Origin of the sequence: Asticcacaulis solisilvae (assembly GCF_052327315.1) — a bacterium.
Taxonomy (GTDB): domain Bacteria; phylum Pseudomonadota; class Alphaproteobacteria; order Caulobacterales; family Caulobacteraceae; genus Asticcacaulis; species Asticcacaulis solisilvae_B.
In genome coordinates this window covers 189,013-210,253 of sequence record NZ_CP166196.1, presented here as the reverse complement: position 1 = coordinate 210,253, position 21,241 = coordinate 189,013, and the positions used below count along the sequence as shown (strand labels likewise).

Here is a 21,241-nt window from a genome sequence, read left to right as displayed (position 1 = left end):
ATGCTGATCGCGCTTATCGCCTTCGTCGGTTTTATCCTGATCGCTTCGGTCGGCTTCGTGCTGACCGGCTCGTCGTCGTCGCCGCAACTGGCCAAGCGCACCCAGGCCATCGGCACGGGCGCCATGACGCGCGCCAAGCGCAAGAGCGCCGCGACCGCCAAGACGCCGGAAGAGCGCCGAAAGCAGATTACCGATCAGCTGAAGGAAGCCGAAAAGCGCGAACGCAAGAAGCGCATGACGCTGAGTACGCGCATGCAGCACGCCGGCCTGACGCCCAATATCAAACAATTCCTCATCTACAGTATCGCGTTCGGCATCGTGGCGACCATCGTGCCTTTCGTGCTGCTCAAGATGCCTCTGCCGATCAAGCTTCTGGTCAGCGTGGGCGCGGGGTTCGCCTTCGGTTACGGCGCGCCGCGCTGGGTCCTCGGTTTCATGGCCGGCGGCCGCCTCAAGAAGTTCACCGAGGAATTCCCCAACGCCATGGACATCATCGTCCGCGGCATCAAGTCCGGTCTGCCGGTCAATGACGGCCTGAAGATCATCGCCAAGGAAAGCCCGGCGCCGCTAGGCCCCATGTTCCAGCGTCTGGTCGAGAATGTCGGCGTGGGCATGACGCTGGATAACGCGCTCGAGCGCATGAGCGAAAGCATCGCCTCGCCCGAACTGCGCTTCTTCACCATCGTCATCGCTATCCAGGCCAAGACCGGCGGTAACCTCGCCGAAGCGCTCGGCAACCTGTCGTCCGTCCTGCGCGCCCGCAAGATGATGCGCGAGAAGATCAAGGCCCTGTCGTCGGAAGCCATCGCCTCGGCCGGCATCATCGGTTCGCTGCCGCCGGCGGTGGGCGTCATGATCACCATTACCCGTCCCGAATACTTGCACCCCATGTTCACGCGCCCGATGGGCCAGATGATGTTCCTGGGCGGTGCCGTGTGGATGGTGATGGGCATTCTTGCCATGCGCAAGATGATCAATTTCAAGATGTAAGGGGACGACGTGGAAGATTTCGCCGCCTCCCTGATGTCGCCCGCGACCCTGGTGTCGTTCGCCGTCGCCCTTCTGGTCTTCTTCACCGTCATTACCCTGATGAAGGGCATGGTGGTCGATGAAAAGCTGGAAAAGCGCATGAAGGCGGTGCAGACCCGGCGCGAGGAACTGCGCCGCATGTCGCGCCAGCAGGTCGCCTCGACCTCGATCCGCCAGACCGACGAAAGCCTGTACCGCAAGATCGTCGACCGGCTGAACCTCAAGACCTTGCTGGAAGACCCCAAGGTTGTCGACAAGCTGGCCATGGCCGGCTTCCGTGGTCCCAAGCCCGTGTCGACCTTCTACTTCTTCCGCCTGGCCATGCCGTTCGTGCTGGGCATCCTGGCCTTTATCGAAGTCTTCGTCGTCAAGGTCGGCCACTTCCAGCTCAATGTGAAGCTGCTGATCACGGTCGGCGCCTTCGTGGCCGGCTATTACGCGCCCAACATCTATATTTCGAACATGGCCCAGAAGCGCCGCGAATCGATCGTCGCCGCCTTTCCGGACGCGCTCGACCTGCTGCTGATCTCGGTCGAAGCCGGTATGTCGATCGAAGCCGCCCTGCAAAAGGTCAGCGCCGAAATGGGCCCGAATTCTATCGAGCTGGCCGAGGAATTGTCGCTGCTGGTCGCTGAACTGAGCTATCTGCCCGAACGTCGCATGGCCTATGAAGGTCTGTCGCGCCGGACGGGCCACCCCGGTATCAAGGCGGTGTGTACCGCCATGATCCAGGCCGAAAAATACGGGACGCCCCTCGGCACGGCCCTGCGCGTCATGGCCAAGGAAAACCGCGAACTGCGCCTGTCGGCGGCGGAAAAGAAGGCGGCCGCCCTGCCGGCCCAGCTGACCGTGCCGATGATCATCTTCTTCCTGCCCGTGCTGTTCCTGGTCATCCTGGGCCCGGTCATCCTGCGCATCCACGACCTGCAGAAGAAGGACCATTCGGCGCCGGTCGTGAACAGCCATCCCACCGAGAAGAAATAGTCAGCCGCCTTTGCGCGTCCGCCGGTTCTTGTCGACCACGGCGAACAGGATGACGACGAAGGCCAGGAGCTGGATCAGGTAGATGACCGGCGTCTGATCGTCGGAATGCGGCACCGCGCCCAGCACGATCCGCCCGGCCCCCATCAGGACGAAGGCCGCCGCGAAAAACAGGAAGAAGCGGTCGCGCGTCGTGCGCCAGAAACGGACGAAGATCAGGGCGATGGTGAAGGCCGCCATGGCAATCGCACCGAGAAGCATCATCTTCAGCATGGTCACTCCGTATCGAAAATCAGGCCGTAGAGCAGGATCAGCAATGCAACCAGCGTAATGCCGTATCGCCAGACCGACAGGTCGATCTCGACCGGCAGGAAGATCTTGTCGACGATCAAAACGAGATTGCCGAAGGTCAGGCCGGCAAAGCACAAGGCGCCCCACAGCAGCAGGCGGTAGCGGCTGCGGCGCCAGGCGGCGAACAGCAGCCAGCTGCAGAGAAAGGCGGTCAGGGCGCACAGGCTGTAGATGAGCGCGGCCATATCAGTCCTTCCTGATCCTGAAAGCATTGGCGAATTCCTGGACGCGCGAGCGCGGCCGGGAATGGATGATGTTGGTGACGGGAATGAGGTACTGGCGATACAGGTCCGCGACCTGGCTTATCATGACGTCGAGATCCGGCGTTTTCGGCGCATAGGCATAGCGATGGTCCGAGGCTTTCAGGACGCCCCGGCGAACCAGGGCTTCCAGCAGCGGCACGGCGTCAGCTTCGGAAATATAGAGATGGCCGGCGACCGCCGCCGCATCCGTCGCGCGGTCGGAATGTGTGCGCAGGTAAAGAACCGCTTCCCACTGGGCGACGGAATCGATGGTTTTCAGCAGGAACTGCCGTGCGTCTTCAGGAATGGCCCCGTCGCTCATACCCTATGGGTAAAGCTTCAAGGCGCGGATTTGAAATAAGTTTTCCGTAAAAATAACAAAGGCCGCATCATCGATGCGGCCTTTGTCCTTCGAATGTATCGGTTTTAACGGCGGCCGCTGGACAGGATCATGCCCAGCACCACGCCGACGCCGAGCGCGATCAGGCTGGCGGGGACGGGGTTGTCGGTGATGACTTCGGTGGCGCGATCCTTGGCGGCGCCGAGGTTTTCACCGGCATTGTCCGTGAACTGACGGATGCGCGCTTCGGCCTTCTTGGCGCGGTCGGTGATGACATTGGTCGCGTGTTCGACCTCATGACGGATCACCTCGGAAATGGAATGCAGATCGTCTTCGTCGAACGACTTGATCTTGTCGGCGGCGGCCTTGGCCTTGGGCGACAGGGACATGGGTTCCTCCTTTTGGATTTGACGACTATACGCGTTTTATACCGGTTGGCTTAACACTTAACGCACCCGCGACGCTTCGGCGGGCGAATCCGCTATGCCGAAGCTGGCGATCAGGCTCTGTTCGGCAAACTCCGGAACGCCATTGGCTTTGAGCGCTTCCTTGCGGGCCAGCATCTCGGCGCCGAGCGCTTCGTAGTCGAGGTCGAGCTTGCGCGCCTCGGGGAACATCTCGTTTTCCTCTTCCTTGACGTGGTGCAGCACGCTTTCGGAAAGGACCGTGAACTTCCCGCCCCAATGATCGTCCGAAGCCTTCATGGTTTCAAGCTCAGCGATCAAAAGCTTGGCGACGTGGTGCTCTTCGTCGGCCTCGTCCATCAGGTCGGTCGTCTCGTCCTTGCCGATCTTCTTCTTCAGCGCCTTGCGCACGGCCGGATAGAAGATCTCTTCCTCGATCGTCGTATGGATTTTGAGTTCCAGGATCGCCTGTTTGGCGATGGCGGATTTTTCGCGGGTGGTTTCGGCGGCCTCGAAGTCCTTGAACAGCTTCTTGACCAGGTCATGGTCGGCCTTCAGCAGGGAGATAGCGTCGCTTTTGCGCATGGGAAAAGCCCCTTGTGAGATGTGACAGGCCGTCACCCTAGCTTTGCGCCCAATCGAGAAGCAGCAGGCATCTCGGCTAAAAAATATAATGAAATGAAAAACCCCCGCGGCACGCCGCGGGGGTTGGATGGGATCGGTCGCTCGGCCGCTTACTGGCAGGCCAGGCACTCTTCGTAGTCGGTGCGCGGCGTTTCCATCTTTTCGACGACTTCCTTGTCTTCGGCGCCGGCGTGCGACGCACGCTGGACCGACTTGGAGCGCAGGTAATAGAGCGACTTCAGGCCTTGCTCCCACGCCGTCCAATGCAGCATGTGCAGGTCCCACTTGTCGACATCGCCCGGCAGGAAGATGTTGAGCGACTGCGACTGGCAGATTTCCGGCGTGCGGTCCGCGGCCAGTTCGACCACCCAGCGCTGGTCGATTTCGAAGGCGGTCTTGAAGACAGCCTTTTCGTCTTCGCTGAGCGCGTCGAGATGCTGGACCGAGCCTTCGTGCTGGACGATCGTGTCCCAGACCTCGGCGGTGTTGAGGCCCTTGGCTTCGAGCAGCGCTTCCAGGTACGGGTTCTTGACGGCGAACGAGCCCGACAGGGTCTTGTGCGTGTAGATGTTGGCCGGGATCGGCTCGATGCCGGCCGACGTACCGCCGCAGATGATCGAGATCGAAGCGGTCGGCGCGATGGCCAGCTTGTGCGAGAAGCGTTCCATGACGCCGCGTTCCTCGGCGTCGCGGCACGGCCCGCGTTCCTCGGCCAGCTTGACGCTGGCCTTGTCGGCTTCACGGCGCAGGTGCTTGAACAGGCGCATATTCCACGACTTGGCCATGGCCGATTCGAAGGCGACGCCCTGGGCTTGCAGGAAGGAGTGGAAGCCCATCAGGCCGAGGCCGACCGAGCGCTCGCACATGGCCGAATAGACAGCCGAATTCATCGCCTCGGGCGCCGACTGGATGAAGTCTTCCAGCACATTGTCGAGGAAGCGCATGACGTCTTCGATGAAGCGCGGCTCTTCACGCCATTCCAGGAAGGTTTCCGCGTTGACCGACGACAGGCAGCAAACGGCGGTGCGGTCGATGCCGCGATGGTCCGGGCCCGTGTGCAGCATGATTTCCGAGCACAGGTTCGACTGGCGGACCTGCAAACCCAGCTCGCGCTGGTGCAGCGGCATGGCGCGGTTCACGGTGTCGGAGAAGATCAGGTAAGGCTCGCCGGTTTGCAGGCGGATTTCCAGGATCTTCTGCCACAGCGAGCGGGCGTCGATGTAGCGGACGACTTCATGGCTCTTGGGCGAGCGCAGGCCGAAGGGCACGCCGTCGCGCACGGCTTCCATGAATTCGTCGGTGATGCCGATGCCGTGGTGCAGGTTCAGGGACTTACGGTTGAAGTCGCCCGAAGGCTTGCGGATTTCGAGGAACTCTTCGATTTCCGGGTGGAAGATGTCGATATAGACGGCGGCCGAACCGCGGCGCAGCGACCCCTGGCTGATGGCCAGGGTCAGCGAGTCCATGACGCGGATAAAGGGGATGATGCCCGAGGTCTGGCCGGCGCCCTTGACCTTTTCACCGATCGAACGGACGGAACCCCAGTAGGTGCCGATGCCGCCGCCGTTGCTGGCGAGCGCGACGTTTTCGTTCCAGGTCGAGACGATGCCTTCCAGGCTGTCCGGCACGGCGTTCAGGAAGCACGAGATCGGCAGGCCGCGCGCCGCGCCGCCGTTCGACAGGACCGGCGTCGCCGGCATGAACCAAAGCTTCGAGATATAGTCGTAGATGCGTTGGGCGTGATCCGAATCGTCGGCATAGGTCGTCGCGACGCGGGCAAACATGTCCTGGTAGGTTTCGCCCGGCAGGAGATAACGGTCGTCGAGCGTCGTCTTGCCGAAATCGGTCAGCTTGGAATCGCGCGACGGGTCAGTGACGACCGAGCGCAGTAGCTTGAATTCGGGGCGGGCCTTGGGGCGCACCTCAACGTTCGTCTTGCCGGCCGATACACCACGCTTACCGCTCGCAGCCTTGGCTGCCTCACCCAACGACATCGTCTCAACCTCACGCGATTCGCCCCTCAACCGGGGCACCCATTAATGCCGGTTAACAACTACATCTAGTGTGTTAACCACGCCTTCTGACGATATATGGGGATCAAGTCGCCAGTTTCGTCAAGCGACTATGACCATGTTTTGGTGGACTTTTTCGTTAACAGAACCTTAAAAAACGGCTTTACCCAAGTCACTCAAAGGCTTGCAAATTGTTAACAGAAATTCGCGCGATTCACGATTTCTGTGAAAGAATCATTACACGGTCTGGCCGGGGGTTTCCGACAGGTAGCGGTCAACCCTGTTGTGACGGTCGACCAGCACGACATTGGGGATAATTGGCTCGGATGTGAGTTCGAATCCCATGATGATGATCTGCTCGCCTTCGGAGATGAGGTGGGCGGCGGCGCCGTTCATCGCGATGATTCCCGAATCGCGATCGCCCTTGATGACATATGTCTCGAGGCGGTGACCGGAGGTGTTCGACACCACCAGCACGCGCTCGCCTTCCCACAGGCCGACGGCGTCCATCAGCGTCTCGTCGATGGTGATCGAGCCGATATAGGCCAGGTTCGCCTCGGTGACGTAGGCATTGTGGATCTTGGAACGGAGCAGGGAACGCATGATGATCTTCGGGGGTTAGAACGACATAGATATAGTGGAAGCCTTGGAGGTTGCCACGCCGCGCGGCTCCCCCCTTCCGTCTGCTTCGCAGCCACCTTCCCCGTAAACGGGGAAGGAACTGAACGGTTAAGCTCCCTTCCTTCCCCTTTTACGGCGGATCGAGCGAAGCGGAAGTATAGCTTCCGCGAGGGAGGGGCTGGGTCGGCGTCAAGCCGATCCAGACGGAAGGGGGAAGCGCAGGAAGCAACAAACGCCTTGCACTTCTATATATAACAAAAAACCCCGAAGGCGGACCTTCGGGGTTTTTAGAGTCCGGAGGCGCCAGGCCTTAGCCGACGATCTGGTCGTCGCTGAAGAACTGGGCGATTTCGATGGCGGCGTTTTCGTCCGAGTCCGAACCGTGGACCGAGTTTTCGCCGACGTTCAGCGCGAACAGCTTGCGGATCGTGCCTTCGGCAGCGTTTTCCGGGTTGGTGGCGCCCATGATTTCACGGTAGGCCGGAACGGCGTTGTCGGCTTCCAGGACCTGGACGACGACCGGTTCCGACGTCATTTGCGCGACCAGCTCGCCGAAGAAGGGGCGTTCCTTGTGGACGCCGTAGAAGGCTTCGGCTTGTTCGCGGGTCATGCGGATGCGGCGTTGCGCGACGATGCGCAGGCCGGCGCCTTCGATGACGGCATTGATCTTGCCGGTCAGGTTGCGGCGCGTGGCGTCCGGCTTGATGATCGAGAAGGTACGGGACATGGAAGAGGTTCCGATTTTGGTTGGTGTTTAGGTTTGCGCGGCTTATAGCGACAGCCACCGCGTTCGCCAACCCTTATTTCTTTCGCATTTCCTTCATGTTGCAGATCACCAACCTCGTCTTTGACGCCTATGGCCGCCGCTTCTTCGATGGCGCCACGCTCACCCTGACACCTGGGACGAAGGCCGGGCTTGTCGGTTTGAACGGCGTCGGCAAGTCGACCCTGTTCAAGCTGATCCTGGGGCAACTCCAGACCGGTGGCGGCGAGATCACGACGCCCAAGGCCTGGCGCATTGCCAGTGTCGACCAGGAAATCGCCGCCTCGCCGGTCCATCTGATCGACGCCGTTCTGGCGCTGGATACGCGCCGCGCCAACCTGCTGAAGGCGCTGGAAACGGCCGATCCGATGCACCAGGCCGAAATCCACCACGACCTCTACGCCATCGGCGCCGACCGTGCGCCGTCCAAGGCGGCGGAAATCCTGTCGGGCCTTGGCTTTTCCAACGCCGACCTGACGCGGCCGATCTCGGACTTTTCCGGCGGCTGGCGCATGCGCGCGGCCCTGGCCGGGGCGTTGCTGGCCGAACCCGACCTGCTGCTGCTGGATGAGCCGACCAACTATCTCGACCTGGAAGGCGCCCTGTGGCTTGAGGCCCGGCTGAAGCGCTATCCCAATGCGGCGCTGATGATCAGCCACGACCGCGACCTGTTGAACGAAGCGGTAGACGCCATCGTCCACGTGGTGGGACAAAGGCTCGACTATTACAGCGGCAATTACGACAATTTCGAGCGAATGCGCGCCGAAAAGGCGCGCCTGAACGCCGCCAACCGCGCCAAGCAGGAGGCGGAGCGCGAGCACTTGCAGGCCTTCGTCGACCGTTTCCGCGCCAAGGCGTCGAAGGCGGCCCAGGCGCAGTCGCGCATGAAGAAGCTGGAAAAGCTGCCGCCGATCGCCGCGACGATCGAGGACCGCGTCGCGCCATTTATTCTGCCGTCGCCGGAAAAGCAGCTGGCGCCGCCGATCCTTCGGCTCGAAGACGCGTCCGTGGGCTATGGCAGCACGGTGATCCTGCGACATATCAATGTTCGTCTGGACCCGGACGATCGCATCGGCGTGCTGGGCGTGAACGGTGCGGGCAAGTCGACCTTCGCCAAGCTGCTGGCCGGCGCCCTGACCGAAAGCCATGGCACGCAATGGCGCGACCGGCGCATGACGGTGGCGTGGTTCCACCAGCATCAGATCGAGGCGATGGATCCGGAGGATACCCCGCTGGAGATGATCCGGCGGGCACGGCCGGAAGAAACCGAGTCCCGGCGCCGGGCGCGGCTGGGCAGTTTCGGCATGACGGTCGAAAAGGTCGAGACCAAGGTCAAGGACCTGTCGGGTGGCGAGCGTGCGCGTCTGCTGCTCAACATGGTGGCGATGGATGCGCCGCACCTGCTGATCCTCGACGAACCGACCAACCACCTGGATATCGACAGCCGGCGGGCCTTGCTCGATGCATTGAACGACTATGAGGGGGCGGTGCTGATCATCACCCACGACCGGTCGCTGATCGAGCTGGTGGCGGACAAGCTGTGGCTCGTCAATGACGGCACGGTGAAGTCGTATGGCGGCAGTCTCGACGATTACGCCAAGCTGGTGATCGAGCGCGCCAAGACTGCGACGCGTGAGGAGGCTCAGGCAACGGCTGCGGCCAAGCCGCAGGGTGTGAATTCGAAGGACGCCCGCAAGGCGGCCGCGGCGGCCCGCGCGGCGATCGCACCCTTGAAGAAGAAGGCCGACGACCTGGAAAAGCAGATCGAGACGGTGGGCAACCAGATCAAGCTGCTCGATCTGAAACTGGCCGATCCGGATATCTATGTGAAGCGGGCTGCGGAAGCCGTGGCCTTGGGGAAAGACAAGGCGCGGCTGGAGGAGAAGCTGGTGGCGCTTGAGGGGGAATGGATGGACGCGGCTGAGGTGTATGAGGCCGCACGGACGGAAGCCGGTGTGTAACTAACGGGGTTTGGGGCCTGCGGCCCCAAGTCTTCCCTCTCCAATAATAAGGCCCGCCTTTAAGGGGCGGGCCTTATTATTGGAGAAGAAAGGTTTGTGGGGTCACGGACCCCACACCCCATTCGTTTCAGAACGTCTTCGCTCCGTTCACCGCCAGCATCACCGCATACACACTTGTCGTCGCCGTGATGAACAGCCGGTTCCGCTTCGGACCGCCGAAGCAGACATTGGACACCGGCTCACCGATCATGATTTCCCCGATCAGCGTTCCGTCCGGCTCGTAACAGTGCACGGCCTCGGTCGCGCTGGTCCAGATGCGGCCGTCTTCGTCCAGCCGCAGCCCGTCATAATTGCCCTTGTCGGCAAAGACCGCGCCGCCGGTCAGACTCCCGTCCGAACCTACATCGAACACGCGGATATGCCGCGGGCCGGTCGCAATATGCGTCCGGCCGCTGTCGACCACATACAGACGCTTTTCATCCGGCGAAAACGCCAGCCCGTTCGGCTTCACAAAATCATCCAAAACCCGGACCACGGTACCGTCCGTAGCCACCCGGTAGACATGGCTGCCGTCCTGCTCGGCCTCAGCCTTGTGGCCCTCGTAATCCGTATCGATGCCATAGGTCGGATCCGTGAACCAGATCGTCCCGTCCGACTTCACCACCACGTCGTTCGGACTGTTGTAGCGCTTGCCGTCATAGCTGTCGGTGATCACCGTTACCGACCCGTCAATCTCAGTTCGCGTCACGCGCCGGCCGCCGTGCTCGCACGTCACCAATCGCCCCTGTCGATCGATCGTATTGCCGTTGGAATAGTTCGCCGGCGCACGGAAGACCGACACCTGGCCGCTGGCCTCGTCCCAGCGCAACATGCGGTCGTTCGGAATATCGCTCCACACCAGCGATCGATGCGCCGGAAAATAGGCCGGCCCCTCCGCCCATCGGCAGTCATCATACAAGCGTTCGATCTTCGCGCTCAGGCGCACGCAATCGCGAAACCGGTCGGCAATGACATTGTAGCAGGGCGTCATGGGAATCATCTCCTGATCACATCCGCTTGATTATTATGGCGGCCATAGTTTTGCCACACCATATTTAAGCCGTCAGGGACTGCGGCCCGGCATGGGTCTGACCGCCTAAGTCCCTGCGAACACGCGCATCGCGAAACCAGCGGCGGGGGCCGCCACGATGCGCACACGGGGGCTTTTATGAGCTTTGAATACTTACCTTGGGCCGCGCTGGCTATCGGCGCGCTGCTCGTTGTCGTGCTGGTCGTAACGTCCGGCATGATCCGTTATGTCGGCAACAACCACGTCGCCGTCGTTGAAAAACTGTGGTCCGCCAGGGGCTCGATTCAGGGTGGCCTGATCGCGCTCAAAGGCGAAGCCGGCTTTCAACCGGGCACCCTGCGTGGCGGCTACCATTTCTTCGTGCCCTTCCAATACCGCCTGCACGTCCAGCCGCTGGTCACGATCCCGCAAGGCCAGATCGGCTACGTCTTCGCCCGCGACGGCGCACCGCTGGATGCGACGCAAACCCTGGCGCACAACGACACCGCCACGGATTTTCAGGACGCCCGCACCTTCCTGCTATCGGGTGGCCAGAAAGGCCCGCAACGCAAGATCCTGCGCGAAGGCACCTACGCCATCAACCTGGCGCAGTTCGTCATCATCACCGCCGATCGCATCTACGGCGTCCGGCTCGATGCCGCCGACAGCGACCTGTTCGAGGAGATGAGCAAGATCATCCAGTCCCGCCAGGGCTTCGACGCCGTCATCATCAAGGACGGCGAAGATTCGATCGGCGTCGTCACCGTGCACGACGGCCCGTCGCTTCCTGCCGAACAGATCATCGCGCCCACCGTCGGCGGCGATCCCGCCAACGCGGCCACCTTCCACAACAACTTCCAGAACCCGGAAGCGTTTCTCACCGCCGGCGGCCGCCGCGGCCGTCAGCTCCAGGTTCTGGTCGAAGGCAGCTACTTCATCAACCGCCTGTTCGCCACGGTCGAAAAGGTCGCCAAGACCATCATCGAGGTCGGCCATGTCGGCGTCGTCGTCTCCTATACCGGCGAACTGGGCAAGGACACGTCGGGCGACGACTACCGCCACGGCGAACTGGTCGCCCGCGGCACGCGCGGCGTGTGGTCGGAACCCCTGCTGCCCGGCAAGTACGCCTTCAACCCTTACGCGGGTAAAATCCTGATGGTCCCGACGACCAACTTCATCCTGAAGTGGGACCAGTCGACCATCGGCCCGCACAAGTTCGACGAAAACCTGTCGGAAGTGTCGCTGATCACCAAGGACGCGTTCGAGCCCATCCTGCCCCTGTCGGTCGTCGTCCATATCGACTACCGCAAGGCGCCGCTGGTCGTGCAGCGCTTCGGCGACATCAAGAAGCTGGTCGAACAGACGCTGGACCCCATGGTCTCGGCCTACTTCAAGAACGTCGCCCAGACGCGTACCCTGATCGAACTGCTGCAGGACCGCAGCGAGATCCAGCGCATCAGCGCCGTCGAGATGAAGGACAAGTTCGCCGGCTACAGCCTGGAACTGCAAGAAGTGCTGATCGGTACGCCGCGCGCCGCCGCCGGCAACGACCAGATCGAGCAGATCCTCAATCAGCTGCGCCAACGCCAGCTGGCCGACGAAAAGGTCGGCACCTACGAGCGCCAGGTCATCGCCGCGCAAAAGGAACGGGCCCTGCGCGAAGCCGAGGCCCAGGCCAAGCAGCAGACGGCCATCACGGAATCGGCCCTGTCGATCCAGGTCCAGGAAAACGCCGGCCGCGCCAACCTGGCGCGCTCGCAGCAGGAGGCCAACCAGACGCGGACCCTCGCGAAAGCCGAAGCCGACCGAACCCAGTTGCTCGGTGAAGGTGAAGCCGCCCGGATCGTCGCCCTTGCGAAAGCCGACGCCGAACGGGTGACCAAGGTCGGCCTGGCGCAGGCCGAGGCCATCGCCAAGCAGGCCGAAGCGTCGGGCGGCGCCAAGTACCAGCTGGCGCGCCAGATCGCCGAACGCTTCGCCGAGGCGCTGGAAAAGTCGGGCGTCGATATCGTGCCGAAAATCGCCATCGGCGGTGGCGCGGGCACGCCCGGCGCCGACATGGCCGGCTCAGGCACCATCCAGGCCCTGATGGCCATGCTGCTGGCCGACAAGCTCGATACCCCGGTCAAGCCGGACGCCGAGCCGGTACAGCAAGCGTAAAAAGACGAAGGGCGCGGATCACTCCGCGCCCTTTGTTTTCTGTCGGCGGCAAATGCCTTACGACTTTACGGGTCCCGCCTTGGACAGGGTGAAGATCACCGCGGTGCCGCCCGAAGGCGAGGCCTCGAGCCGGATATTGCCGCCATGCTGCAGGACGATCTTGCGGGCCAGGGTCAGGCCCATGCCGACGCCGGGATAGGCGTCGTCGGTGTGCAGCTTGCGCAAGGGGCGGAAGACATCGTCATAGAACATCGGGTCTATGCCGATACCGTTGTCGCTGACGCAGAATTCCCATTCCTCGGGCCGCTCGGCGACGAAGATGCGGATGTCCGGCGGCGTGTCCTTGCGGCGGAACTTGATGGCGTTCTCGATCAGGAAATAGAAGAGCGAGAACATGCGGTTGTTGTCGGCCAGGATTTCCGGCATGCGCGGATAGGTCAGCTGGGCGCGCGTCGCATCGATCAGCGCCTGCAACTCCATGTGCACCCGCGCCAGGGTGATTTCGAGGTCGATCAGTTCCGGCGCGCGCGGTACGGTATTCAACCGCGAAAAGACCAGCAGGCCCTGGATCATCTCGTTGAGCTTCTGGCCGCTTTCGAGGATCAGTTCGAGATGCAGGCGATCCTCGTCGCTCGGCAACTGGTCCAGTTTTTCGGCGAGAAGCTGGGAAAATCCGACGATGGTCCGGACGGGTCCCGAAAGGTCATGCGACACGATATAGGCGAAATCGCGGAACTCGTCCTCGGGCGTAGAGACGGTAGGCGCCATAACCTGCTGAAAAGCGTGCATGTTTTGTCTCCGTGGCTCAGTCATGCGTCATAGCCGGAAGGGCGGCCGTACCGAGAAAGAACTTTTCCACGGTCGCGATTGTATCCCGGTACTGGTTAAGATCCGATGGCTTGACCAGATAAGCATTGGCGTGCGTCTGATAAGCTTTCAGTACGTTCTGTCCGGCGCCGTAGGCCGACATGACGATGACCGGAATATGCTGCAAGGCGCTGTCGGTCTTGATGGCGGTCAGGACCTCGAGCCCGCTCATGCGCGGCAGGCCGAGGTCGAGCAGGACGACATCCGGAGTCACGGCGTCTGCGTGTTCGCCCTCGCGCTTCAGGATGGCCAACGCGGCTTCGCCGGTGGAGGCGGTCGTCACTTCGGGCGGCGGCTGCAATTCACGAAAGGCGCGTTCCGCCAGGATGGCGTCGCCGCGATTGTCATCGATCAGAAGAATCCGGGCCGGACGGCCAAGTTTGTGCATCGAACGCCTCTCTCGTGTCCCCCAAACTCTCAGTCTCATCGCGGTCCCCAGGCGCTGTCGCCGAATCGGGCGATAAACTCAAGGTAGCACCGGTCATCCGTGTCCGCTACAGCCAGCGTCTACGCTGACCCTTAAATATCAAAGATATCTATAACACGTGTCCTTAATACGATCTCCCCATGGGTGCGTTCTTTAACTGCATTTCACGGAGGTGATCAGGCCGGTGTCACTGTCGAAAACGATGGTCTGGCGGTCGGCGCGGAACTCCTGGGTCGTCACGCAGGTCGAGCACACGACCCGGCGCTGAGACGGTTGCAGCGGCACGGGAATCTCGGTGCGCGGCTTGCCGACCAGGTACTGCAGGGCGGCCGCGCCGCAGGTGTCGTTGGACGCCGGCCTGTAGGCAGGCGCAGGCGCAGGGCGCGGCGTGGATTGCTGGGGCACCGGGCGCGACGGCGGAACATAGGGCTGCGGCGCCGACGGCATGCGGGGCTCCGGCTCGGGCCGTTCGCGCGGTGCGGATCCGCATCCGGCCAGAAACCCGGACAGCAACCCGGCCACGACAGCCAACCCAAGCACGTGTTTGCGCGACAGCTTCACTGCATCTTCTCCCAACGTCCGTCGTCGTTTTGTTTCCAGTAGGCGAGGTTCAGCCCCTCGCCCTTCATGCGCTTCCACTGCTCCCGCGCCCAGCCGAGGTGCGCGGCGTCATTGCCTTCGAACACGATCAGGGCACGTTCCAGGCCGTCGAGCGTCGGCGGATCGACCGGCGCCACCGACAGGTAGACCTGCGGTTCGTTGGCCATCTTGCCCGACGTGCCCAACAGGACCGGCTGGCGCGCCGCGAATTCCGCGTCCTCGCGGCCGTGCGCCAGGAAGGATTGGGGTTTGTAGGTCCAGAGATGGGAATCGAGCGCCGTGACCATGTCCTCTTCCAGGCCGTGGACATAGGCCTTCCACCCGCGCGAAGACACCTTTTCCAGCAGATCCGGCAAGGCCTGTTCAAGCGAGGTGCGTTCGAGGTGATAGAACCAGATATCGGTCATGCGTACAGTGCGATTTTACCGGTATCGACGCTTCTGGCGGCGACTGCGGGCCATTGTGCCGGTGCCCGCCGCGGCTGGCAATACACGAAGTGCGTGAAAGGGTTAGCGTCAGTCAGACCACAGGTCTGTCACGTCGCCCTTGCGGTTCAGCATGTGAATGGCGCGCTTGATGACGCTCAGCACGTTTTCGACGCGCGCATCCGTTTCGTAGGTCAGGGCCGAGCGATGCATGCCGTCGAGCGCGAAGCGGGCCAGGTCGCGGCTGGCCTGGAAGCGGGCGTCGTTGCCGGCCATGATGAAACCCGGCGTGGCGCGGCCCATGGCGGCCTTGTCGAAGGCCTCCTGGGCCGGGCGGATGGCGCGGGCCACGTCGGCGTCCTGGCGCGCGGCGCGTTCCAGCGCCAGGAAGGCCGAGAACGGCACGGAATTGAGCAGGCGCCAATAGGCGTCGATGGCGCCGTCCAGCGCGTCCTGGCCGGGCTTCAGCTTGCGCGCCTCGGCCTCGAAGGCGGCCTCACGCGCCGTGTGGATGTGCCAGGCGGCCGCCTCGACCAGGTCCTCGCGCGTCGGGAAGTGATACAGCATGGCGCCGCGCGTCAGGCCGCACGCTTCGGCGATGGCGGCATTGCCGGCCCGATCGTAACCCAGTTCGGCGAACAGGCGCATGGCGGTCTCGAGAATCTGCACCCGGGTGCGCCGCGATTTCGGCGTATCCTTGGCAGCCCCGGCCGAAACCGGAGAATTATCCCGCACCTGCGGTGATTTGGATCGATCGTTCATCGCGACTCTTTCGTTCCGCCTTGTCCGCCGGTGGCTCGGCGCAGCGGCTCCCCTTCCTTTAAAATAAAGGCGTTTGGCGTTTTAAGCAAGCCACAATGCGCGGCCGGGCTGTACATTTTCGACATAACCGTCGATTTGTGCAACGCAAAATAGTTCGCTGCCCGGACTTATCCCGTTTGCGGCGAGGCGCAAGACTTCCGTCACCCTGCCCTTGCCAAGTCCTTGTGAAGTGGGCATTGAGGGGTTGTCATTGATCTTATCCAGGACACCCGGACTTTGCGTATCTTGCTGGCCACCGACGCGTGGGAACCCCAGGTCAACGGGGTGGTGACGACCCTCAAGCGGACGATCGAGGAATGCGAAAAACTCGGCCACGAGTTCCGCATCGTCGACTACAACCAGTTCAAGACCATTTCCTGGCCGGACTATCCCGAGGTCAAGCTGGCGCTCGGCTGCTACGAGGAAGTCCGCGAGATCATCCAGGACTATGAGCCGGACGCCATCCACATCGCCACCGAAGGCCCCGTGGGTTTCGCCGCGCGCCGCGTCTGCCAGGAATGGAAGCTGCCCTTCACGACCAGCTACCACACCAAGTTCCCGGAATACGTCGCCGCGCGCCTGCCCATCCCTTTGAGCGTCGGCTACGCCATCATGCGCTGGTTCCACCAGCCGTCCGGCCGCGTCATGGTCGCCACACCGACGCTTCAGCACGACCTGGAAGCGCGGGGCTTCCGCAACATCTCGCCGTGGACGCGCGGCGTCGATACCGAGCTTTTCCGTCCGGGCCTCGAGCCGATCCTCGGCGACATCGAACGCCCGGTCATGACCTATGTCGGCCGCGTCGCCGTCGAAAAGAACATCGAGGCCTTCCTGAAGCTCGATTTGCCGGGCACCAAGGTCATTGTCGGCGGCGGCCCCCAGGTCGAGGACCTGAAGGTCAAGTACCCCAAGGCGATTTTCACCGGCCCGCGTTTCGGTACCGAGCTGGCACGCTCCTACGCCGATTCCGACGTCTTCGTGTTTCCGTCGCTGACCGACACTTTCGGCCTGGTGATCATCGAGGCCATGGCCACCGGTACGCCGGTCGCCGCCTTCCCGGCGCACGGCCCGATCGACCTGATCCCGGGTTCGGGCGCCGGCGTCATCGACGACGACCTGGGCGTCGCCATCACCGAAGCGCTCAAGCTCGACCGCAAGGCGGTGCGCGCCTATGCCGAGAAGTTTTCCTGGCGGGCCTGCGCCGAGGAGTTCATCCACAATCTGCAGCCCTACCCGGAACCCGCCAAGACAAAACTGTGGAACCGGCTGCGTCATCTGACGCGCCGCCGGCCCAAGCGTACACCACAAGCCTAGAGCAGGCGCTTGCGGATCTGCTGCGACAGGATGTCGATCAGGGTCACGGCCCCCACGATGATCAGGGCGATCGCCGAGACGCTGGCATAGTCGTAGCCGTTGAGGTTATCGAACAGCAGCTGGCCGATGCCGCCGGCGCCGATCAGGCCCAGCACGGTCGCCGAACGCGCGTTCGATTCAAAACGATAGAGCGCGAACGACGTCCATAGGGGCCCGACCTGCGGGATGACGCCCCAGACGATTTCCTGCAAGCGCGACCCGCCCGTGGCGCGAACGCCTTCGACCGGTGCCGCCTCGATGGCCTCAACCGCCTCGGAAAAGAGCTTGGCCAGGGTCCCGGTATTGTTGATGGTCAACGCCAGCACGCCCGCCAGCGGCCCGGGGCCCACGGCCACCAGGAAGGCTGTGCCAAGCACGATATCGGGGAAGGCGCGGAGCAAGGCGATCAGGCCGCGCATCGGCTGCACCACCCAGGCCGGCGCGATATTGCGCGAGCACAGGAAGCTGATCGGGATGGCGAAGATGATCGACAGGAAGGTGCCCCAGACCGCGATCTGCAGCGTCTCCCACATGGCCGCGATATAGCGCTTCCAATCGCTGAAATCGGGCTTCAGATAGGCTTGGAGGTAGGTGCCTGTATTGGCCGACTTATCGACCAGCTTGTGCAGGTCTTGCATATGCGCGCCCTTGAAGGCGACCGCCAGGATGGCAACGACCACCAGGATCATCAGCCAGTTGGCGATGCGCGTCGCCATGCCGGTCGTCGGCGGCGCCAGGTCGTTCATCGTTTGGGTCCCGGCCATTACCGGCTTGCCGAAGCCGGCGCATCGGCCGGCGCCTGCGGCACCGTGTTGGACGCCGCCACGGCCTGCGCCTTCTTGACCTCGTCCAGCTCGGCCTGCGCCTTGGCGATCTTGCCGGCGTCGCCGCCCTTTTTCGCTTCAGCCACGGCAACAGTGGCCTCCAGCAGGCGTTCCGGCAGCAGGTAGGACGCATCGGCCGGCTGCATGGCGCCCCACTGCATGACCTTCAGGTTGGCGCGCTGGCGGTCGGCCTCCGGGCCCGTGCCCTGGCCATAGCTCAGGAAGAAGGACCGCAGCTTTTCCTTGACCGCGGGATTGAGGTCGGAACGGTATTCGATGACGCCCTTCGGGATGGGGGGCGAGCTCCACAGAACCTTGAGCTTGGCAGCCTTGGCCTGGCCTTCCGGCGTGTCGTTCAGTTCCTTGAGCGTGTCCGTATTGGCGGTAGCGGCGTCATAGACACCGGCCACGACGCCTTCGACATTGTTCTGGTGCGAGCCCGAATGGATCGAGCGGAAGCAGTTGTCGGTATCGATAGCGTGCGGCAGGAAGAGATGGACCTTGGGGACGATAGTGCCCGAGGTCGATTTCACGTCGCCAATACCGAAATTGATCTTGTGGTCGCACTTCAGCACGTCGTCGAGCGTCAGCCTGGAGTCGGCGCGCACGATGATGATGCTCTCATAGCCGTCGGAGCCATCCGGATTCGTGGTGTGGGCGAAGACTTCGCCGGTCGCCCGCTTCATGGCGTCGAGGCCCGACGAGCTGGAAAAGAAGCCGGCCTGCACCTGGTTGAAGCGCATGGCCTCGACCAGCGACGTATAGTTGCTGGAATAGAACGGCTTGATCTTCAGGCCGGTCTGCTTCTCCATGTCGGCCAGGATCGGCTGCCACATCTTGTCGAGATTCTGCGACTTCTCGAACGACAGGATGGAGAAGGTGATTTCCTTCGGGCCGCCCGGCGCCTCGGCCGGCTTTTCCGAACACGAGCCCAGGACCAGCCCGGCCACACCGAGGGCCAGGGCCGAAACGGCTTTCACAACGGTCTTAGTGAGCATTGGTCTCTCCCCAGTAGGCGTCCTCGATCTCCGCCCCGTAAATGTCTTTCAGCGTGCCGTCGTCCAGCCCGGCGGACGGGCCGTCATAGACGATTTTCCCGTCCTTCAGCGCCAGAATCCGGTCGCAATAGGTCTTGGCGTAGTCGACCTGGTGCAGGGTGACGATGACGCCCACCTGCTCGCGCTCATTGAGGTCGACCAGCAGTTTCATGACTTTACGCGCCGTGACCGGGTCGAGCGAGGCGACCGGCTCGTCAGCCAGCACGACCTTCGCGCCCTGGACGATGGCGCGCGCGATGGCACCGCGCTGCTGCTGCCCGCCCGACAGGGTGTTGGCGCGCTGGCCGGCCATGGCGGCGACGCCGACATGGTCGAGCGCCTGCATGATCTTTTTCTTTTCGTCGGCGCTCCACAGGCCGAACAGGCCGCGCAGGGCCGAAATCTTGCCGAGAAAGCCCAGCGCCACATTGGTGAACAGCGACAGGCGGCCGACCAGGTTGAACTGCTGGGCGATCAGGCCCATGTCGGCGCGGGTCTTGCGGACATCACCGGCCAGCCGGCCGTTCGATTGCACGGTGCGGCCGAAAACGGCGACCGTGCCCTGGCCCCTGTCGATGGTGTGCAGGCCCGAAATCGAGCGCAGCAGGGTCGACTTGCCCGAACCCGACGGCCCGATCAGGGCGATGCGTTCCGGCCGGTCCATGGTGAACGATACGGTATCCAGCGCCTTGTGGATCGACGATCCGCCGGCGGCCCTGGCCTTGCGGTTAAAGGTCTTGCTGATCGATTTGACTTCGACAAGCGGCGCCGCCATGGCCAATCCCTATTGATGTCCACCGAAAACGCGGCGCACGAAACGGCATCCGCCGAGACGGACAACTGATACACAGAGAAACTTTTATTAACGTTTCCTGTGCGGTTGCAACAGGATTTAGCAGTTAACGATGGGAATTTTGTGACAATGGCGTGACAGCGAAGCCCTTGCCCGTATGCGAAATTTTTTTACTGCTGCATCTTTACACGCGAGGCGATATCACTATTTTACGCGTTCTTCCGGCGGACCCCTAGAGTTCTCGTAACGCTGCTAACGCCGGTCTGGGTTTAACGTTTTCAAAATCGGGGAATTGAAGTGGACACATACACTTCCGCCCTGGACCTGGTCCGCAAGCAGCCTCCGGAACGCCCCGTCGCCCTCGTGCGTCGTGCGCCCGTCACTGTTGCGGCGCAATGGTTCCAGGCCAATTTCAAAGGCGATGTCTTCTATGCCGTCAAGGCAAACCCGTCGCCGTGGGTGCTGGAAACCCTGTGGGATGCCGGCGTCCGTTCGTTCGACGTCGCCTCGCTGAACGAGGTCGAGCTGGTCCGCTCGACCCTGCCGCAGGCCCGCCTTGCCTTCATGCACCCGGTCAAGAGCCGCGCGGCGATCGCCCAGGCCTATTCCGATTTCGGTGTACGCACCTTCAGCCTCGACACCCACGAAGAGCTGGCCAAGATCCTCCAGGCGACCGGCAATGCCCGCGACCTGAACCTGATCGTGCGCCTGGCGACGTCGGGCGAAGGCTCGAACCTGCCGCTGACCAACAAGTTCGGCGCCCAGACGCACGAAGCGCCGTCGCTGCTGATGGCAACGCGCCAGGCGACGCGCGGCCTGATGGGCATTTCGTTCCACGTCGGTTCGCAATGCATGCGCCCGACCGCCTATGCGGCGGCCATGGCGGCGGCTTCGCGCAGCCTCGTCCGCGCCGGCGTCTTCGCCGACGTCGTCGATGTCGGCGGCGGCTTCCCGTCGGTCTATCCCGGCATGATCCCGCCGGCCCTGTCCGAATACATGGACGTCATCAACCGCGCCTTCGACGAAATGAAGGTGCATGAGGAAACCCAGCTTTGGGCCGAACCCGGCCGCTCGCTGGTGGCGGAATCGACCTCGGTCCTGACCAAGGTCGAGCTGCGCAAGGGCGACGCCCTCTACCTCAACGACGGTTCCTACGGCAACCTGTTCGACGCCACCCACGCCAAGTGGCCCTTCCCGGTGCGCCTGCACCGCCAGGACGAAGACGTCGAAAGCGAAACCCTGAAGCCGTTCCGCTTCTACGGCCCGACCTGCGATTCCATCGACTCGATGCCGGGCCCGTTCTGGCTGCCGGCCGATGTCGACGAAGGCGATTACGTCGAAATCGGCATGCTGGGCGCCTATGGCGTCACCATGGGCACGCGCTTCAACGGCTATGGCGAGACGGAAACCGTCTTCCTGGACGACGCGCCGATGGCGTCGCTGTTCGGGCTGGGGCCGCGCACGCTCAACAATCCGCGTTCGGCCTTCGAAATCGAGGATGCGAACAAGGTCGTGCGTCTGAACCGTCCCAAGGGCGGCAAGCGCGGCAAGAAGCGCGTCAAGGCCAAGGCGTAATCG

At 62.7% G+C, this 21,241-nt stretch carries 23 protein-coding genes; 6 read left to right on the top strand and 17 right to left on the bottom strand.

Features of this window, described 5'->3' with window-relative positions; genetic code table 11:
- Positions 1-990: a type II secretion system F family protein gene (locus tag AB8717_RS00970; RefSeq protein ID WP_443749159.1), complete on the top strand. Its 990-nt coding sequence runs from the start codon at positions 1-3 to the stop codon at positions 988-990.
- Between the two features lie 9 nt (positions 991-999).
- Positions 1,000-2,013 (top strand): type II secretion system F family protein, encoded by a 1,014-nt coding sequence (locus AB8717_RS00965; protein ID WP_443749158.1) that lies wholly within the window; start codon positions 1,000-1,002, stop codon positions 2,011-2,013.
- Here AB8717_RS00965 and AB8717_RS00960 read toward each other — a convergent pair whose 3' ends face one another.
- The 8 genes from AB8717_RS00960 to ndk all read right to left on the bottom strand — a co-directional run bounded on the left by AB8717_RS00960 (position 2,014) and on the right by ndk (position 7,331).
- Positions 2,014-2,283, bottom strand: a complete 270-nt coding sequence (locus AB8717_RS00960; protein ID WP_443749157.1) for a DUF5985 family protein — start codon at positions 2,281-2,283, stop codon at positions 2,014-2,016.
- A gap of 2 nt (positions 2,284-2,285) precedes the next feature.
- Positions 2,286-2,546 carry a DUF5985 family protein gene (locus AB8717_RS00955; protein WP_443749156.1) on the bottom strand — a complete coding sequence of 87 codons (261 nt, stop codon included), beginning with the start codon at positions 2,544-2,546 and terminating at the stop codon, positions 2,286-2,288.
- A 1-nt stretch (position 2,547) separates the two neighbouring features.
- Positions 2,548-2,925, bottom strand: coding sequence for a hypothetical protein (locus AB8717_RS00950; RefSeq protein ID WP_443749155.1), 378 nt, complete (start codon positions 2,923-2,925; stop codon positions 2,548-2,550).
- Between the two features lie 104 nt (positions 2,926-3,029).
- Positions 3,030-3,332 carry a hypothetical protein gene (locus tag AB8717_RS00945; protein WP_443749154.1) on the bottom strand — a complete coding sequence of 101 codons (303 nt, stop codon included), beginning with the start codon at positions 3,330-3,332 and terminating at the stop codon, positions 3,030-3,032.
- A gap of 57 nt (positions 3,333-3,389) precedes the next feature.
- Entirely contained in the window at positions 3,390-3,932 is a 543-nt protein-coding gene (locus tag AB8717_RS00940) for a hemerythrin domain-containing protein (RefSeq protein ID WP_443749153.1), read from the bottom strand.
- Between the two features lie 149 nt (positions 3,933-4,081).
- Entirely contained in the window at positions 4,082-5,965 is a 1,884-nt protein-coding gene (locus AB8717_RS00935; RefSeq protein ID WP_443749152.1) for a ribonucleoside-diphosphate reductase subunit alpha, read from the bottom strand.
- A gap of 255 nt (positions 5,966-6,220) precedes the next feature.
- Positions 6,221-6,586 carry an aspartate 1-decarboxylase gene (panD, locus tag AB8717_RS00930; RefSeq protein ID WP_443749151.1) on the bottom strand — a complete coding sequence of 122 codons (366 nt, stop codon included), beginning with the start codon at positions 6,584-6,586 and terminating at the stop codon, positions 6,221-6,223.
- A gap of 328 nt (positions 6,587-6,914) precedes the next feature.
- A complete protein-coding gene (ndk, locus tag AB8717_RS00925; RefSeq protein ID WP_443749150.1) occupies positions 6,915-7,331 on the bottom strand; it encodes a nucleoside-diphosphate kinase in 417 nt (138 codons plus the stop codon).
- Positions 7,332-7,426: 95 nt separating this feature from the next.
- Here ndk and AB8717_RS00920 point away from each other — a divergent pair, with 95 nt between their 5' ends.
- Positions 7,427-9,328, top strand: coding sequence for an ABC-F family ATP-binding cassette domain-containing protein (locus AB8717_RS00920; protein WP_443749149.1), 1,902 nt, complete (start codon positions 7,427-7,429; stop codon positions 9,326-9,328).
- A gap of 127 nt (positions 9,329-9,455) precedes the next feature.
- Here the strand turns inward: AB8717_RS00920 and AB8717_RS00915 are convergent, their stop codons facing one another.
- Positions 9,456-10,358 (bottom strand): SMP-30/gluconolactonase/LRE family protein, encoded by a 903-nt coding sequence (locus AB8717_RS00915; RefSeq protein WP_443749148.1) that lies wholly within the window; start codon positions 10,356-10,358, stop codon positions 9,456-9,458.
- A gap of 177 nt (positions 10,359-10,535) precedes the next feature.
- On the opposite strand from AB8717_RS00915, the gene AB8717_RS00910 reads away from it, so the two are divergent.
- Complete coding sequence (locus AB8717_RS00910; protein WP_443749147.1) at positions 10,536-12,536, top strand: SPFH domain-containing protein; 2,001 nt, start codon at positions 10,536-10,538, stop codon at positions 12,534-12,536.
- Positions 12,537-12,593: 57 nt separating this feature from the next.
- On the opposite strand, the gene AB8717_RS00905 is transcribed toward AB8717_RS00910, so the two are convergent.
- The 5 genes from AB8717_RS00905 to AB8717_RS00885 form a co-directional block, all read right to left on the bottom strand.
- Positions 12,594-13,325 (bottom strand): sensor histidine kinase, encoded by a 732-nt coding sequence (locus AB8717_RS00905; protein ID WP_443749146.1) that lies wholly within the window; start codon positions 13,323-13,325, stop codon positions 12,594-12,596.
- A 16-nt stretch (positions 13,326-13,341) separates the two neighbouring features.
- Entirely contained in the window at positions 13,342-13,791 is a 450-nt protein-coding gene (locus AB8717_RS00900) for a response regulator (RefSeq protein ID WP_443749145.1), read from the bottom strand.
- Between the two features lie 192 nt (positions 13,792-13,983).
- Complete coding sequence (locus tag AB8717_RS00895) at positions 13,984-14,277, bottom strand: proteinase inhibitor i78 (protein ID WP_443749144.1); 294 nt, start codon at positions 14,275-14,277, stop codon at positions 13,984-13,986.
- A 110-nt stretch (positions 14,278-14,387) separates the two neighbouring features.
- Positions 14,388-14,837: a DNA polymerase III subunit chi gene (locus AB8717_RS00890; RefSeq protein ID WP_443749143.1), complete on the bottom strand. Its 450-nt coding sequence runs from the start codon at positions 14,835-14,837 to the stop codon at positions 14,388-14,390.
- 108 nt (positions 14,838-14,945) lie between these two features.
- Entirely contained in the window at positions 14,946-15,617 is a 672-nt protein-coding gene (locus AB8717_RS00885; protein WP_443749142.1) for a TetR/AcrR family transcriptional regulator, read from the bottom strand.
- Between the two features lie 276 nt (positions 15,618-15,893).
- Between AB8717_RS00885 and AB8717_RS00880 the strand changes: the two genes are divergently transcribed.
- Positions 15,894-16,970 (top strand): glycosyltransferase family 4 protein, encoded by a 1,077-nt coding sequence (locus AB8717_RS00880; protein ID WP_443749141.1) that lies wholly within the window; start codon positions 15,894-15,896, stop codon positions 16,968-16,970.
- Here the strand turns inward: AB8717_RS00880 and phnE are convergent.
- The 3 genes from phnE to AB8717_RS00865 are packed head-to-tail and all read right to left on the bottom strand — an operon-like array spanning position 16,967 to position 19,645.
- Positions 16,967-17,773 (bottom strand): phosphonate ABC transporter, permease protein PhnE, encoded by an 807-nt coding sequence (phnE, locus tag AB8717_RS00875; protein ID WP_443749140.1) that lies wholly within the window; start codon positions 17,771-17,773, stop codon positions 16,967-16,969. The two genes, AB8717_RS00880 and phnE, sit on opposite strands and share 4 nt — an antisense overlap.
- Positions 17,773-18,831, bottom strand: coding sequence for a phosphate/phosphite/phosphonate ABC transporter substrate-binding protein (gene phnD, locus AB8717_RS00870; RefSeq protein ID WP_443749139.1), 1,059 nt, complete (start codon positions 18,829-18,831; stop codon positions 17,773-17,775). The genes phnE and phnD overlap by 1 nt, the downstream gene beginning before the upstream one ends.
- A complete protein-coding gene (locus tag AB8717_RS00865; RefSeq protein WP_443749138.1) occupies positions 18,821-19,645 on the bottom strand; it encodes a phosphonate ABC transporter ATP-binding protein in 825 nt (274 codons plus the stop codon). Before AB8717_RS00865 ends, phnD begins: the two co-directional genes overlap by 11 nt.
- Before the next feature lie 315 nt (positions 19,646-19,960).
- Here AB8717_RS00865 and AB8717_RS00860 point away from each other — a divergent pair, with 315 nt between their 5' ends.
- Positions 19,961-21,238, top strand: coding sequence for a type III PLP-dependent enzyme (locus tag AB8717_RS00860; RefSeq protein WP_443749137.1), 1,278 nt, complete (start codon positions 19,961-19,963; stop codon positions 21,236-21,238).
- Positions 21,239-21,241: the final 3 nt, after the last annotated feature.